This is a genomic window from Aeromonas sp. 6P, from assembly GCF_051919525.1.
Lineage (GTDB): Bacteria > Pseudomonadota > Gammaproteobacteria > Enterobacterales > Aeromonadaceae > Aeromonas > Aeromonas veronii.
Map to the genome: position 1 here is coordinate 104832 of NZ_JBQBEO010000002.1, position 15169 is coordinate 120000.

Sequence of the window (15169 nt, forward strand, 5' to 3'; positions counted from 1 at the left end):
TTCCCGCGCAGACTCCGATAAAAAAGAAGGCCGCATCATGCGGCCTTCTTTGTTTGCGTTGCTGATTAGAGCTGATTGCCCGCCTGAATGGTGCGGCGGATCTTGTTGCTCAGCAGCGGCACTATGTTGTCGGCCAGCGCCTGGAAGCGGCCAAGATCCGGCTTGCACTCGGGAGAGAGGTAACCCTCTTTGCGCAAGGTGTGGATCAGGGTGCTGAACAGCTTCTGGTCGAAGAACTCGGGGGCGTTGATGCCGTGCAGGGTGCCGAGGCGCTCTGCCATCATCAGGCCGTCCGCCTCCAGCTGCTCCGCCTCGATGTGAGGCTGGGCCAACACCCGGGTCAGCACGATGGCGTACCGTTGCAGGGTCTCCTGAATGCTCTCCGCCAGCAGCAGCAGGCGCATCTGGTTGGCCGGATTGACCCAGTAGCCGTCATCGCGGGTCTCGATCAGTTGCTGGGTCTGCAGAGCGTCGAGCAGGCTGTCGACCAGCGCTGGCAGCTCATCCTCTTCATAACGCAGGAACAGCTCGGTCTTGAGCAGCGGATAGATGTCGATGCAACGGGCCATGATCTCGCTGCGGGAGATCCCTTCGCACCGTTCGATCAATGCCGCCACCAGAGAGGGCATGGCGAACAGGTGGAGGATGTTGTTGCGGTAGTAGGTCAGCAGGATCGCCTGATAGCGGTCGAGACTGATGATCTGACCCAGCTTGTCCTCGCTCACCTCGAACTTGTTGAGCTCCATCGCCTGATCCAGCAGGGTCTTGGCATCCTCATCCGGAATGGTGCTCTGCGGGCTGTAGGGCACCGCCTTGAGCAGATCCAGATAGGTGTTGAGCTGGGCCTGCAACTCGTCGCGGGTCAGGGCGTGGCGCTCGGCGGCCAGCAGCGCCAGCGCACTCAGGGTCAGGCCGTTGACCGCGGCAGCGCCGTTGATGCGGGTCATCAGCAGTTCGGCCAGATTGTTGACAGTGCCCGCCATCCACTCCGGACGCTCCTCTTCCCCGATGTGCTTTTTCCAGTCGGGGATATGTTCGCTCAGGTAGCTGTTGAGGGTCAGCGGTTCGCCGAAGTTGACGAAACCACGGCCGTAGTTGCGCAGCTTGCGCAGGATGCCGAGCACCTGCAGGAAGCTCTCTTTCTCCTTGCGGCTGCCCTTGAGCTCGTTGTGGTAGGTGTTCACCTCCATCACGTGCTCGTAACCCAGATAGACCGGCACCAGAGTGACCGGCCTGTCCAGCCCGCGCATCATTGCCTGCAGGGTCATCGCCAGCATGCCGGTCTTGGGCGGCAGCAGACGGCCGGTACGGGAGCGACCACCTTCGGTGAAGAACTCTACCGAGTAACCCTTGGCAAACAGCAGGTTGAGGTATTCCCGGAATACCGTGCTGTAGAGCGGGTTGCCCTTGAAGGTGCGGCGAATGAAGAAGGCGCCGCCGTGGCGGAATATGGGGCCCGCCGGCCAGAAGTTGAGGTTGATGCCTGCCGCGATATGGGGCGGCACCATCCCCTGGTGGTAGATGACGTAGGAGAGCAGCAGGTAGTCCATGTGGCTGCGGTGGCAGGGAACGTAGACGATCTCGTGCCCTTCCTGCGCCAGCTGGCGCACCTTCTCGGCGCCATTGACCGACAAACCGCGGTAGAGCTTGTTCCACAGCCAGCCGAGGAAGCTCTCGCCCAGGCGGATCAGCCGGTAGGAGAAGTTGGAGGCGATCTCGTCCATGTAGCCATGGGCACGCTTTTGCGCCTTCTCGAGGCTGATCCCTTCGCGCTGGGCCTCCTCTTCAATCGCCTGCTGGATCACCGCGGAGTCGAGCAGCTGCTTGAACAGCAGGTTGCGGTTCGGCAGTTTCGGGCCGGTGGCAGCCAGCTGCTGACGGCTGAAGTGGGTACGGGCCACTCGTGCCAGCTTGTGGGCGATGGCCTCGTCAGTGCCGTGCTTGTCCGCCATGTAGCGCAGGGAGAGCGGCGGCGAGAAGCGCACCAGATTCTCGCGCCCCTTGAGGATCACGATAAGTGCCTTCTTCAGCCGGTTCGGCGCCAGGCTGCTGATGATGTTGAGGCCGGAGGCTTCTTCCCCTTCCCGACCCGGAGCGCGGCCCCAGAACAGGGTGACGGGCACCACCTGGATATCCAGCTCGGGATCTTGCTTGTGTAGGTCCAGCAGCTGGTGGAACTCTTGCAGGAAGGGGAGCGGTTTGCTGCGTTTGCCAAACAGGGGAGGCGGACGGTCCAGACAGACATAGCGCGGCAGCAGCTGGCCGTTCAGTTCCAGCGGCGTGAAGGGACCGGGCAGACCGAGATCCTCGCAGCACTGCTGCAGGGTCATCAGGTCGGTGATCGAACTGGTTTTCAGGGCATAGACGATGGGTCTGGCCGGATCCAGATTGAGTTCTGTGATGGGATTTTCCGGCAGGCTCTTGTGATTGACCAAGCCGCTGACCGGCCATTGCAAGATGGCTCTGGAAATCTTCTGTCCTAGGGACATGTGCGTCTGCTCTCCAAAAAAATGCGGCGTGAGCATAGCAAATCGACAGCCCCTTGTCGCCGAGAGGTACGATGAGTCAGCTGCGCAGGATCAAAACAGCAGTAAATGAGGGGGTTGGTTGCGACAAATGTCAGCTGCGCCTTGCCTTGGCCACTGCACTGTATATACTGCCAGTGTGCTGTATAAAAAGACAGGTGCCAATTCTATGAAACCCCTTACCCCCCGCCAGGCCGAAGTGCTGGAGCTGATCAAGGTGAACATGAGCGAGACCGGCATGCCGCCGACTCGTGCCGAGATTGCCCAGAAGCTTGGTTTCAAGTCGGCCAATGCGGCCGAAGAACATCTGAAGGCCCTGGCCAAAAAAGGGGTCATCGAGATCATGCCGGGCACGTCCCGCGGCATTCGCCTGTTGCTCGAAGAGGAAGAGGTGCTGGAAGAGAGCGGCCTGCCGCTCATCGGCAAGGTTGCCGCCGGTGAACCCATTCTGGCTCAGGAGCATATCGAGAGCCACTATCAGGTGGATCCCGCCCTGTTCCACCCGCGCGCAGATTTTCTGCTGCGGGTACAGGGGATGAGCATGAAGAACATCGGCATTCTGGATGGCGATCTGCTGGCTGTGCACAAGACCCAGGAGGTGCGCAACGGTCAGGTGGTGGTTGCCCGTCTCGATGAGGATGTCACCGTCAAGCGCTTCCAGCGCAAGGGCAGTCAGGTATGGCTGCTGCCGGAAAATGAAGAGCTCTCCCCCATCGAGGTGGATCTCTCCTGCCAGCAGCTCACCATCGAGGGGCTGGCTGTCGGGGTAATCCGCAACGCCGACTGGATGTAATCATCCCCGCCAACTGCGTTTGCCACACGGCCTCCTTCGGGAGGCCGTGCTGTTTCTGGCGCACTTTCCCTGTCATATCAAACAGATCATCGGCGGCGGCATTTTTGTCCTGCGCGACCGGCTACCAATCATCCATTTCAGATATATGCTCAGATCAGTGCCCTGTCGCCGAGACAGGCCTTGGCGCCTCCCTCTGACCATCGCAATGCGTCGGTACGGGAGGGCCGGTAACAACGAGAATCGGGCAGTACACCTTCACGGGATATGAAGGGGGAGTGGGGAGATCCCGAGCCTTGTCGGGCAAAGGGGACCACTCGTAATGGTTGCAGATAGTCGTGACGGGCCTGTTCCCAGTTCAGGCCGACGAAGCAACATGACCTGTCGGTCAAGGAGGACTGGTATGGCATCAAGATCGCCATGGGATTCAGAGGCTGGGGCTGCGCCAGCGGAATCGTCAATCACCCGTTTTGTCAAAGGTAGCCGGATGACCTGGTTTTACGGTCTCTGGCTGCACCATCGTGGTTCGCACTGGACGCTCTGGCTGGGATGCCCGAAAGAGAAGGTGGTGCGTCTGGTGCTGCTGTTCAAACGGGGTCACGGTGATCGCCAGGGGGAAGAGGGCTGGCTGGCCCCCGTGATTCCCATCGGCGTGCGGGCCATCGGCAAGATGTTGCAGCAGGGACGCAACGTTCGCCCCTGAGCAGAAGAGACAAACAAATCCATCCATAACCGGCACCCGAGGGGGCCGGTTTTTTTATGGCCGCAACTGGCGATTAATTATGCCAAATGGTCGACTCCTGACAGGGCGTTGCACAAGGTTGAACCACCTTGGCGGCTCGCTGGGGTACAATGCCCCCCTCTTGTCCGGTCACTGCTGGCCATCTGCCTCGAACTGAAAGGGTCTCTTGTTATGATGAAGCTCCGCTATCCCCTGCTCTTTCTGCTGCTGACAGCCTGTCTGATTCTGGTGTTTTACGCCACGCAGCCAGAGCAGCCGGAACAGGCCGATTATTATCCGGCGGGGCGGGACATCAATGATTTTGCCTTTACCGATGCGGACAACCAGCCGTTCACCCCTGCCAACCTGAAGGGGCACTGGACCTTCCTGTTTGTCGGTTACACCTTCTGCCCCGATATCTGCCCCACCACCCTGGCAGATATGCGCTCCGTCTATGACCAGCTGAAGAAGATGGCGCCCGACAGTCAGGTGGTGTTTATCTCGGCGGATCCCCAGCGTGATGATATTCCACGTCTCAAGACCTATACCGCCTTCTTCAATTCCGAGTTCAAGGCGGCCACCGCCCCCCACGACAAACTGTTCCCGTTTGTGCGCAATCTGGGGCTGATCTACTCCATCGCCAATCAGGGGGAGAAGGATTACCTGATCGATCACTCCGCCTCCATCGTGCTCATCAATCCCAAGGGCAAGCTGCAGGCGGTATTCCGTCCGCAAGTGGCGCCGGGTCAGGTGCCCAGAGTGCAGATGGCCACTATGCTCTCTGACTTCGCCCGCATTCTGAAGCTGGCCGGCCACTGAGCGTGACCCCAGCTGTTGCTCCCTGTTGGCGAGATCCCTCTCGCCACCGCGCCGTCTTTGCGCTCGCTCTGCCCATGGTTTTTTCCAATATCACCACCCCCTTGCTGGGGCTGGTGGACACCTGGGTGATCGGTCATCTCGGTCAGGCCTGGTTTCTGGGGGGCGTCTCGGTCGGTGCGACCCTGATCAACCTCATCTTCTGGCTGCTCGGCTTTTTGCGGATGTCGACCACCGGGCTGACGGCGCAGGCGCACGGCGCCGCCGACGGTCGTGCCCAGCTTGATACCCTGCTGCGGGTACTGGGGCTGGCTATCGCCTTGGGGTTGATGCTGCTTCTGTTGCTCTTCCCCCTGTTGCCGAGATTGATCGCCCTGAGTGGCGGCTCGCCCGAGGTGCAGCTCTATGCGGGCCAATACGTGGCGGTGCGGATCTGGAGCGCTCCGGCGGCGCTCTGCAATCTGGTGATCATGGGCTGGCTGTTGGGGATGCAGGATGCCCGCAGCCCGATGGTGATGTTGATCCTCACCAATCTGGTCAATATGGCGCTCGATGCCCTTTTTGTGCTGGGGCTTGGCTGGCAGGTACGGGGTGTGGCGGCGGCCTCGGTCATGGCGGACTACTGCGCGCTGGCCGTCGGCATCTGGCTGGTACGCCGTCAGCTGGGGCAACTGGCGCCGACGGTGTGGCAGGATGGCTGGCAGCGCTGGCGACAGCTCGCGCCCATGGTGCGGCTGCTCGGCCTCAACCGCGATATCTTCCTGCGCTCCCTCTGTTTGCAGCTCTGCTTCGCCTTCATGACTCTGCAAGGGGCACGACTGGGGGATGTGGCGGTGGCCGCCAATGCGGTGCTGCTCAACTTCCTGATGCTCATCTCCTATGGGCTCGATGGTTTTGCCTATGCGGTGGAGGCCATGGTAGGACGAGCCATCGGTCAGCGGGATCGGCAGAAACTGCGGGAGGCCATCGTGCTCAATCTGGGCTGGGCCGCCCTCATCGCCAGTGGTTTTACCCTGGTGTTTGCCCTCTTTGGTGCCCACCTTATCGGCTATATCACCGACATTCCGGCCGTGGTGGCGGAGGCACATCGTCAGCTTCCCTGGCTGATCGCTATGCCCTTGCTGGCGGTCTGGTGTTTCCTGCTGGATGGCGTATTTATCGGGGCGACCCGGGCGCGGGAGATGCGCAACAGCATGTTGCTGGCCGCGTTTGGCGGCTTCTTCCCGATCTGGTGGCTCTGTCAGTCTTGGGGCGTGGCCGCGTTATGGGCGGCGATGGCGGCGCTGATGGTGGGGCGAGGTCTGTCGCTGGGGGTTACTTGCTGGCGGCTGGAGCGCAGCGGGCATCTGCTCGACGCCCGCCACTGATCATCGGTGGCGCTTACATGGCACCGTCGTAGCCGAGCTGGCGCCAGCTCTCGTAGACAAAGACAGATACCGCGTTGGAGAGGTTCATGCTGCGGCTCTGGGGCACCATAGGGATGCGCAGCCGCTGCTCGAATGGCAGACTCTCGATGATCTTGATGGGCAGGCCGCGACTCTCCGGGCCAAACAGCAGGGCGTCGCCAAGGGCATATTGTGCTGCCGAGTGCGCGGTGCGGCCCTTGGTGGTGCAGGCAAACACCCGCTTGGGCGCCACGGCGGCCAGAAAAGCCTCATAGCTCGGCCAGCGCTTCACCTCAGCAAACTCGTGATAGTCGAGTCCCGCCCGCTTTACCCGCTTGTCATCCCACTCAAATCCCAGCGGCTCGATCAGGTGGAGCCGGTAACCGGTATTGGCGCAGAGCCGGATGATATTGCCGGTGTTGGGCGGAATTTCCGGCTGGTAGAGGACGATATCGAGCATGACGAGCTCCTGCAAAGAGATGTAAAGCCAAGAAGGGGCGCCAGCATACCCAGCGCCCGTCCGGATGAAAAGGATCAGGCGATGGGCAAGCGGATGGTGATGGTCAGCCCGGTCGGGTGATTGTTGCTGGCCGCAATGGTGCCGCCGTGGCGCTGTATTGCCTCCGAGGCTATGGCCAGCCCCAGCCCGGTGCCGCCAGTCTTGGCGTTGCGGGCATCATCGACCCGGAAGAAGGGCTGGAACAGCAGCGCCTGCTGCTCGTCAGGCACCCCGGGGCCGTCATCCCGAATGGTCATCACCCACTCCAGTCCCTCCCGATACCAGTCCACCTTGATGAACTCGCGGGCATATTTGAGGGCGTTGCGCAGGGGGTTCTCCACCGCCCGGGCCAGCAGCTCGGGCCACATCTGGATCGACTCTGCGGGCAGTGGCGGCAGTCTGAGCTGTTTGCCGCTCTGGTTTGCCTCGAACATGGCATCTTCGAGGATGGGCTCCAGCAGGTCGGCCAGCGGATGTACCACCGGCGCCTCCACATGCTGCTGCACTCGCGACAGATCCAGCAGATCGCCGATCAGCTTGTCCAGCCGTCCGATCTCCGATTCGATCCGCGCCAGCTCGGCGCTGTCACCCTGCTTGCGGCGGATCAGCGCCTGCGCCAGTTGCATCCGGGTGAGGGGGCTGCGCAGCTCGTGGGAGATATCGGAAAGCAGCTGTTTCTGCTTCTGGATCATGCTCTTGAGCGTCTCTACCATGCGGCTGACGTTGTCCGCCAGCTGGCCGATCTCGTCGCCCCGTCCCAGGTTGGGGATCTGTACTTCCAGATTGCCAGCCGCCAGTTGGGAGACCGACTTCTGTAACTGCAGGATGGGGCGGGTCAGCCGCCAGGCGAGCAGCAGGCAGAGCGGGGTGCTGACCAGCATCGAGATGCCCAGAATGCGGATCGGGTGATCCAGCACCTGTATGAACAGGAACAGGTAGGGGTTCTCGGCATTGAGGCCGAAATAGACGTGATAGCGATGGCCGTGGTGCTCCATCAGGAAGGGGCCGGCGATCGCCTTGCGATCCTCGTTGCCCAGCATGGGATTGGCCGGATCATCGGCATCCACCATAAAGCGCACCACGAACTTGCGCGGATGGGTGGTGGACTGGATCTGCCCCTTCTCGTCGCGCAGGTAGACGTTGTCCACCGGCAGCATGGCGATCTTGTCCATCGCTTTGGCCAGATCGAAATCCTGATCCGGCTCGGCGGCGTTGAGCAGGGCCTGCACGTTGTTCTGCATCCGCGCCACTTCGTGGGTCGGCAGCGGGATCTGGTTGCGGGGATCCAGGGTCGGCAGGCTGATCACGGCGGCCAGCATCACCAGCAGCATGAACCAGAACCAGAGGAAGATGTGGGTCGAGATCCCGTTTAGGGAGTTGATGCGCTCTATTCTTGCTCTAGCCACAGGTACCCGCGCCCCCGTACGGTTTTGAAGCGGGGCTGGCCATCGGTGCGGTCCGGCAGCTTCTTGCGCAGGTTGCTCAGGTGCATGTCGATGGCCCGATCGAAGGGTTCCAGCTTCTTGCCCAGCACCTGCTCGGAGAGGTGGCTCTTGCTGACGATCTGGCCGGGATTGCGCAGCAGGCACTCCAGCAGGCCAAACTCGGTGGCGGTCAGCTCCAGCAGTTGTTCGCCGCAGCGGGCCTGCTGCAGGCCGGGTTGCAGCACGATATCCATGAAGTGTACTTCGTCGGAGGAGCTGCCGCGCTGGGGCGGGACGCTCTGGGTACGGCGCAGGATGGCGCGTACCCGGGCCAGTAGCTCCCTGTCATCGAATGGCTTGGCCAGATAGTCGTCGGCACCCGCTTCCAGACCGTTGACCCGATCCTGGCTGTCACCGCGGGCGGTCAGCATCAGCACCGGGGTATCGTGGGTCTTGCGCAGCTTGGTCAGCATGGCAAAGCCGTTGAGTTTGGGCATCATTACATCCAGCAGCACCAGATCGAAGCTCTGCTCCGCCAGCCGTTGCAGCCCCTCTTCACCATCCTCGGCGACCGTGACCTGAAATCCCTCCAGGGTCAGAATTTCGGTGAGCAGTTGGGTCAATTCAAGATCGTCGTCGACCAGGAGTATTCTGTTCATCTGGTGTTATTCCGCAGATTTTCGCGCCAAACTGACGCCGGGGTCAGGGTATAATAAGTTTTTCATCGCCAGAGGAAAGCCGGTTTTGAGCCATCAACAATATTCCCGTTGGGTGACCTTTGCCAGCATAGCGGCGGTCACCACCGCTACCTTGCTGATCATCGGCAAACTGATCGCCTGGCTGATGACCGACTCGTCGACCCTGCTGGCGTCGCTCACCGACTCCTTCATGGATGTGAGTGCCTCCATCATCAACCTGCTGGCCATTCGCTATGCGCTTGCCCCCGCCGATGACGAACACCGTTTCGGCCACGGCAAGGCGGAGTCGCTGGCGGGCCTCATCCAGTCGGCCTTTATCTCCGGCTCCGCCCTGCTGCTGGTGATGCACGGAATTTCATCCCTGCTCAATCAGGCGCCTATCCTGCGGCTGGAGGCGGGTCTCTGGGTCAGCGGCGGATCCATCGTGCTGACCCTGCTGCTGGTCAGTTTTCAGAGTTTCGTTATTCGCAAGACCAACAGTGTGGCCATCAAGGCCGACATGCTGCACTACCGCTCCGATCTGCTGCTCAATGCCGGTGTCTTGCTGGCGCTGGTGCTGGCGGGGCAGGGGTGGTACTGGGCCGACGGCCTGTTTGCCATCCTGATCGGGCTATTCCTGTTGTGGGGGGCGGGACACATCGGCTACGAGTCGGTGCAGGCGCTGCTCGATCGTCAGTTGCCAGCGGAAGAACAAGCGAGAATAATGGCGCTCTGCTGTGCCGTAGAAGGTGTACACGGCGTACATGACCTGCGCACCCGTCAATCCGGGCCGACCCGATTCGTACAGTTGCATCTTGAACTGGATGATCAGATCCCCCTGGTCAAGGCCCATCAGATCGCCGATGAAGCCGAACTGGCGGTACGCCAGGCATTCGAGCGGATGGATGTCATCATCCACATGGACCCCATCTCGGTGCTGACAAAAGAACAACAGAGCCCTCACCCAGAACAACAGTAGGCTGCAACATGGATGAACTGGTTGCCAAAACCTGGCACAAAATTCAGCAAGAAGCACAGTGCATGGCGGCCCAGGAGCCGATGCTGGCCAGCTTCTTCCACTCCACCATTCTCAATCACAAGAATCTGCGTTCGGCCCTCAGCTTCCAGCTGGCCAATAAACTCGACAGCGCCACCATGCCCGCCATCGCCCTGCGCGAGGTGATCGAGCTGGCCCTGCGCAGCGAGCCCGAGCTGCTGACGGTAGTGGCGGCCGACATCTGCGCCGTGCAGGAGCGGGATCCTGCGGTCGATCTCTTCTCCACCCCGCTGCTCTATCTCAAGGGGTTCCATGCCCTGCAGGGGTATCGGGTCGCCAACTGGCTGTGGCGTCAGGGGCGCCGCTCGCTGGCCCTTTATCTGCAAAACCAGATCTCGGTGGTGTTCGGGGTGGATGTGCACCCGGCCGCCCGCATCGGCAAAGGGATCATGTTTGACCATGCCACCGGCATAGTGGTGGGCGAGACGGCGGTGATTGAAGATGACGTCTCCATCCTGCAGAGCGTGACCCTCGGCGGTACCGGCAAGGAGAGCGGCGATCGCCATCCCAAGATCCGCGAAGGGGTGATGATAGGGGCGGGCGCCAAGGTGCTCGGCAATATCGAAGTGGGCGTGGGTGCCAAAATTGGCGCGGGCAGCGTGGTGATCAACCCGGTGCCGCCTCATACCACGGTCGCTGGCGTACCCGCCAAGATCGTCGGCCGTCCGGAGTGCGACAAGCCTTCACTGGATATGGATCAGTGTCTCTGATCTCCCGGCCGGAGTAGTCGATGGCCAAACGCTGGTCGGGTTATCTGATTTTGGGGATGTGGCTGCTCAACCTGCTGCATCTCTATCTGGGACTCTCCCCCTGGCCTGCGGCCATGGCGGCCTGGGGGGCGTCACTGCTCACTTGGCCCTGGTTGGTGGGTGCCGCCAAGCGGCAGGCGCTGGCCTTGTATGGTGCCGCCCTGCTGCTGTTGATCTTCTCCTGGTGGCAGGGCGCGCCCCTCACCGCCGGTGACTGGCTGCTGCCCAACATCAATATGCTCACCATGTTTGCCGCGGTGAGCACCCTCAATCTCGCTACCTCGGGTCTCTTGACCGGCACCACCTCCTGGACCGGGCGAAAGGGGCTGTGGAGCACTATGGCCAGCCTCAATCTGCTGGGGGCGGTCATCAACCTCTCGGTGCTCTTTATCATCGGCGATCGGCTGGAGCGCAATGGCACCCTGGAGCGGCGTCAGGTGATGGTGCTGAGCCGGATCTTCTGTGCGGCTGCCTTCTGGTCACCCTTCTTTGTCGCCATGGCGGTGGCGCTCACCTATGCGCCGGGCTTGCAGCTCTCCCATATTCTGCCGTTCGGGATCTTCGCCGCCTTGCTGGCGATGGGGCTGACCGCCTGGCAGGTGGAGCGGATCGGGGTGGCCGACTTTGCCGGTTATCCGCTGCGGTTGCAGACTCTGGGGTTGCCGGTCACGCTGGCGTTGCTGGTACTGCTCATCAAGCAGATCTGGCCCCAGCTCGGCATTCTGGCGGTGATCGCGCTGGTGGCCCCGCTGCTGGCGCTGCTTTTTATGCCTAGGGCCGGGCGCAAGGCGGCCCTCAAGCGGCAGGTGGTGGAGCGCTTTCCCGCCATCGGTGGTCAGCTGGTGCTGTTTCTGGGGGCCGGTTTGCTGGCGGCAGGCATCAACAGTGCGTTGTCGGTCATCGATCTCGGTGCCGGTCACGGCCTGCCGCTGTTCAACCACTTTGGCTGGCTTGAGGCATCCCTCACTCTGCTATTGATTTTGCTGGTGGCCATCGTCGGGGTGCATCCGCTCATCAGCATCTCCGGGTTGGCGCCACTGCTATGGCCGCTGGCGCCGGATCCCAGCCTGCTCGGTATGTGTTTCCTGCTGGGGTGGGGGCTTGCCACCGGCACCAGTCCGCTCTCCGGATCCAATCTGGCGCTGGCCTCCCGTTATAACCTCAGTGCCGGGTTGATCCTGCGCTGGAACCTGCTCTACGGCCTGCTGATGTATGTGGTCGCCTGTCTGTTGCTGGGGGCTTATATCGCCTTGCATGGATAACGGCGGCGCCGTCAGGAGGGGGCAAATGATGCGCGGGCGGCGGGGTCTTTTACGCATGGTTCAGTGTGTTGTCGCGGCTCGGGCGCAGGATGCGAGAAAAATAGACGCATATTTAGACAATACATCTATGGAAGGCGCATTTTACAGCGCACTGGCTTGTTTGTGCCGATGCGCTCGGGGTATGCTGGCTTCACGCGCTTGAATCGCCCTCTGTGGGGCATCGCAATTGAACAAACAGGTATGCATATGTCACTAGAAGTCCTTGAGCAACTTGAATCCAAAGTACAATCCGCCGTTGACAACATCTCCCTGCTGAAGATGGAGCTGGACGAGCTGAAAGAGCAGAACAGCAAGCTGCAAGACGAGAACCATCAGCTGCGCAACGAGCACACTGCATGGCAGGAGCGTCTGCGTGCCCTGCTGGGCAAAATGGATCAGATGGGCGAAACCATCTAATTCATCGCCTTCAGGCAGAATTGAAAACGGGCCGCTCCATGAGCGGCCCGTCTGTTTTTGGCAGGGTTGAGATTACAGCGCAAGCAGTTGTTTGACAGTCTTCTCGATGCCATCCGCCGCTTCGACAATATTGTTGGCCAGCATGTAGGCGGGGGTGGAGATCACCTTGCGCTCCTGATCCACCACGAATTCGTTGACCGGGCAGTTGAGATGGCTGCCGCCCATCGCCTCGATGGCGTTGGCGGTACCCTCGTCATGGCCTATGGTCGCCAGCGTCCCGGCGCCATAGATCAGCGGGATCATGGCGGGTGCGATGCAGATATAGGCGGCCGGTTTGTTGGCTTTGGCAAAGCTCTGGCACGCTTTCAGCACATCGGGCTGGATCTGGCATTCGGCTCCTTTGATAGCAAAGTCACACAGGTTTTTGGCCGCGCCAAAGCCGCCGGGCACCAGCAGCGCGTCGTAATCGGCCGCATCCAGCTCGGCCACATCCTTTATCTGGCCACGGCAGATGCGGGCCGCTTCGACCAGCACATTGCGGCTCTCTCCCTCGCTCACTTCACCGGTCAGGTGGTTGATGACATGGAGTTGCGACACGTTCGGGGCGAAGCACTGGACGGCGGCTCCCTGACGGGCCAACGCCAGCAGGCTGATGACGGCCTCGTGGATTTCGGCCCCGTCAAAGACACCGCAGCCACTCAAAATCACGGCCACTTTTTTCATGGCAAACTCCTCGTTGTTGAAAATGTGAGCCAGGATGGATTGTTGTACTTTTGTATGGTTATCGCTCGCCCTCCGCTGGTCAAGTCATCTTGCTGTGCTAGGATTGTTTCGTTTTGGATCCTGCCGTACCTACTCCCTTAAATCTTTTTCCACATTGATCGAGATCATTCTAACTGTCTTGCGATCGGTTTTTACGATCTCAATATATTGTTTTTAATGGCTTTTTATATTCTTACGCACAGTTTTATCACTGTGCGCTCTGATGCGCCCCATTTTTGAACACAGAGTTATCCACAGCTTGAGTCCCTTTATCAGGCGCTGTGTGCTGTTGCTGCGCCCCTTGGTGTGAGGGGGGCCCTGTGGCATCCTAGCGGCTGTTTATCTCTGGCAGGACGATTTCATGGCCCCTAGCAACCCCCTTATTCTGGTCGACGGCTCCTCTTATCTTTACCGCGCCTTCTTCGCCTCCCAGCAGGCTGATCTGCGCACATCGACCGGTTTGCCGAGCGGCGCCGTCCGTGTCATGGCCAACATGATGCGCAGCCTGCGCAAGCAATATCCTGACTGTCATGTGGCCGTGGTGTTTGATGCCAAGGGCAAGACCTTCCGCGACGACATCTATCCCGAGTACAAGGCGACCCGCGCCAGCATGCCGGACGATCTGCGCAGCCAGGTTGCCCCGATCCACCAGATGATCAAGGCGATGGGTTTCCCCTTCCTGATGGTGGAGGGGGTTGAAGCCGACGACGTGATCGGCACCCTGGCCCGCCAGGCGACCGAGAAGCAGCTGCCGGTGCTGATCAGCACCGGTGACAAGGATATGGCGCAGCTGGTCTCCGACCATGTCACCCTGATCGACACCATGAAAGATGTGAAGACCGATCGGGAAGGGGTGATCGAGAAGTTCGGCGTACCGCCCGAGCTCATCATCGACTATCTGGCCCTGATGGGGGACAAGGTCGACAACATTCCCGGCATGACCGGTGTCGGCGAGAAGACCGCACTGGCTCTGCTGCAGGGAATTGGCAGTATCGACGAGATTGCCGCCAACCTCGACAAGGTAGCTGCGCTCGGCTTCCGTGGCTCCAAGGCGTTCGCCGACAAGTTCCGCGAGCAGGAGGAGCAGGTTCGTCTCTCCTATCGACTGGCGACCATCAAGACCGATGTCGAGCTGGAACAGAGTCTGGAAGAGCTGTTGCTCAAGCCGGTCGACAAGGAGTCCCTGCTGGCGGTCTATCGCGAATACGAGCTGCGCAACCTGATCAAGGAGCTGGAATCCGGTGGTGGAGAGGGGAGCGAGAGCGCCGGACAGGACGAAGCTGGCGATGAGAGCGCCGCTCCGGTTGCCGCCATCGAAACCGACTACCGCTGCATTCTGGACGAAGCCGAGTTTGACGGCTGGCTGGAACAGCTGAAAGCGGCACCGCTGTTTGCCTTCGATACCGAAACCACCAGTCTCGATTACATGGAGGCGCGGATCGTCGGCGTCTCCTTCGCGGTTGAGCCGGGCAAGGCTGCTTATGTGCCGTTTGGCCACGACTATCTGGGGGCACCGGTACAGCTGAGCGAGGCCGTGGTGCTCGGCAAGCTCAAGCCGCTGCTGGAAGATCCGACTCGTCTCAAGGTGGGGCAGAACCTCAAGTACGATCGCAACGTGCTGCTCAACCACGACATCGACCTGCAGGGTATTGCCTACGACACCATGCTCGAGTCCTACGTGCTCAACTCCACCGCCAGTCGTCACGATATGGATTCGCTGGCCAAGCGTTACCTCGGGGTCGAGACCACCTCCTTTGAAGATATTGCGGGCAAAGGGGTGAAACAGCTCACCTTCAACCAGATCGAGCTGGAGCAGGCGGCCCCCTATGCGGCGGAAGATGCCGATATCACCCTGCGTCTGCACCAGACCCTGTGGGGTCAGCTGGAGGCCGTGCCGGGTCTCGCCAAGGTATTCAGCGAGATCGAACTGCCCCTGCTGCCGGTACTGGCGCGGATGGAGTTGCTCGGCACCACCATCGATCCCAAGCTGCTGCACCAGCAGAGCCAGGAGATCGAGCTGCGGTTGGCGGAGCTGGAGAAGCAGGC

14 protein-coding genes (1 of these 14 running past the window's edge) are annotated in these 15169 nt (G+C 60.8%); 9 read left to right on the forward strand and 5 right to left on the reverse strand.

Annotated elements, in window-relative coordinates; translation table 11 throughout:
- Positions 1-65: 65 nt before the first annotated feature.
- Complete coding sequence (gene plsB / locus ACTG2J_RS00545; protein WP_107683348.1) at positions 66-2489, reverse strand: glycerol-3-phosphate 1-O-acyltransferase PlsB; 2424 nt, start codon at positions 2487-2489, stop codon at positions 66-68.
- 205 nt (positions 2490-2694) lie between these two features.
- Between plsB and lexA the strand changes: the two genes are divergently transcribed.
- The 4 genes from lexA (at position 2695) to dinF (ending at position 6219) form a co-directional block, all read left to right on the forward strand.
- Positions 2695-3318, forward strand: coding sequence for a transcriptional repressor LexA (gene lexA / locus ACTG2J_RS00550; protein ID WP_005339540.1), 624 nt, complete (start codon positions 2695-2697; stop codon positions 3316-3318).
- A 484-nt stretch (positions 3319-3802) separates the two neighbouring features.
- Complete coding sequence (locus ACTG2J_RS00555; protein ID WP_005356042.1) at positions 3803-4018, forward strand: hypothetical protein; 216 nt, start codon at positions 3803-3805, stop codon at positions 4016-4018.
- Positions 4019-4228: 210 nt separating this feature from the next.
- Complete coding sequence (locus ACTG2J_RS00560; protein ID WP_439997061.1) at positions 4229-4855, forward strand: SCO family protein; 627 nt, start codon at positions 4229-4231, stop codon at positions 4853-4855.
- Between the two features lie 2 nt (positions 4856-4857).
- Positions 4858-6219: an MATE family efflux transporter DinF gene (gene dinF, locus ACTG2J_RS00565; protein WP_113740648.1), complete on the forward strand. Its 1362-nt coding sequence runs from the start codon at positions 4858-4860 to the stop codon at positions 6217-6219.
- Positions 6220-6232: 13 nt separating this feature from the next.
- On the opposite strand, the gene trmL is transcribed toward dinF, so the two are convergent.
- From trmL to ACTG2J_RS00580, 3 genes are all read right to left on the reverse strand, one after another.
- Positions 6233-6697: a tRNA (uridine(34)/cytosine(34)/5-carboxymethylaminomethyluridine(34)-2'-O)-methyltransferase TrmL gene (trmL, locus tag ACTG2J_RS00570; RefSeq protein WP_113740649.1), complete on the reverse strand. Its 465-nt coding sequence runs from the start codon at positions 6695-6697 to the stop codon at positions 6233-6235.
- A gap of 74 nt (positions 6698-6771) precedes the next feature.
- Positions 6772-8142 carry an ATP-binding protein gene (locus tag ACTG2J_RS00575; RefSeq protein WP_005356054.1) on the reverse strand — a complete coding sequence of 457 codons (1371 nt, stop codon included), beginning with the start codon at positions 8140-8142 and terminating at the stop codon, positions 6772-6774.
- Positions 8124-8819, reverse strand: a complete 696-nt coding sequence (locus ACTG2J_RS00580; RefSeq protein ID WP_267514239.1) for a response regulator — start codon at positions 8817-8819, stop codon at positions 8124-8126. The genes ACTG2J_RS00575 and ACTG2J_RS00580 overlap by 19 nt, the downstream gene beginning before the upstream one ends.
- Positions 8820-8904: 85 nt before the next feature.
- On the opposite strand from ACTG2J_RS00580, the gene fieF reads away from it, so the two are divergent.
- From fieF to ACTG2J_RS00600, 4 genes are all read left to right on the forward strand, one after another.
- Positions 8905-9816: a cation efflux pump FieF gene (gene fieF / locus ACTG2J_RS00585; RefSeq protein ID WP_005339551.1), complete on the forward strand. Its 912-nt coding sequence runs from the start codon at positions 8905-8907 to the stop codon at positions 9814-9816.
- A gap of 8 nt (positions 9817-9824) precedes the next feature.
- Complete coding sequence (cysE, locus tag ACTG2J_RS00590) at positions 9825-10604, forward strand: serine O-acetyltransferase (RefSeq protein ID WP_019446522.1); 780 nt, start codon at positions 9825-9827, stop codon at positions 10602-10604.
- Between the two features lie 20 nt (positions 10605-10624).
- Positions 10625-11905, forward strand: coding sequence for a hypothetical protein (locus ACTG2J_RS00595; RefSeq protein ID WP_439997062.1), 1281 nt, complete (start codon positions 10625-10627; stop codon positions 11903-11905).
- Between the two features lie 246 nt (positions 11906-12151).
- Positions 12152-12361: a cell division protein ZapB gene (locus ACTG2J_RS00600; RefSeq protein ID WP_005339554.1), complete on the forward strand. Its 210-nt coding sequence runs from the start codon at positions 12152-12154 to the stop codon at positions 12359-12361.
- A 72-nt stretch (positions 12362-12433) separates the two neighbouring features.
- On the opposite strand, the gene elbB is transcribed toward ACTG2J_RS00600, so the two are convergent.
- Positions 12434-13084: an isoprenoid biosynthesis glyoxalase ElbB gene (elbB, locus tag ACTG2J_RS00605; protein WP_106844590.1), complete on the reverse strand. Its 651-nt coding sequence runs from the start codon at positions 13082-13084 to the stop codon at positions 12434-12436.
- 400 nt (positions 13085-13484) lie between these two features.
- On the opposite strand from elbB, the gene polA reads away from it, so the two are divergent.
- Positions 13485-15169, forward strand: partial view of a DNA polymerase I gene (polA, locus tag ACTG2J_RS00610; protein ID WP_113740652.1) — the 5' portion only. Its footprint extends 1081 nt past the window's final position; the window shows 1685 of its 2766 coding nt (coding positions 1-1685); it begins with the start codon at positions 13485-13487; its stop codon lies beyond the right edge, outside the window.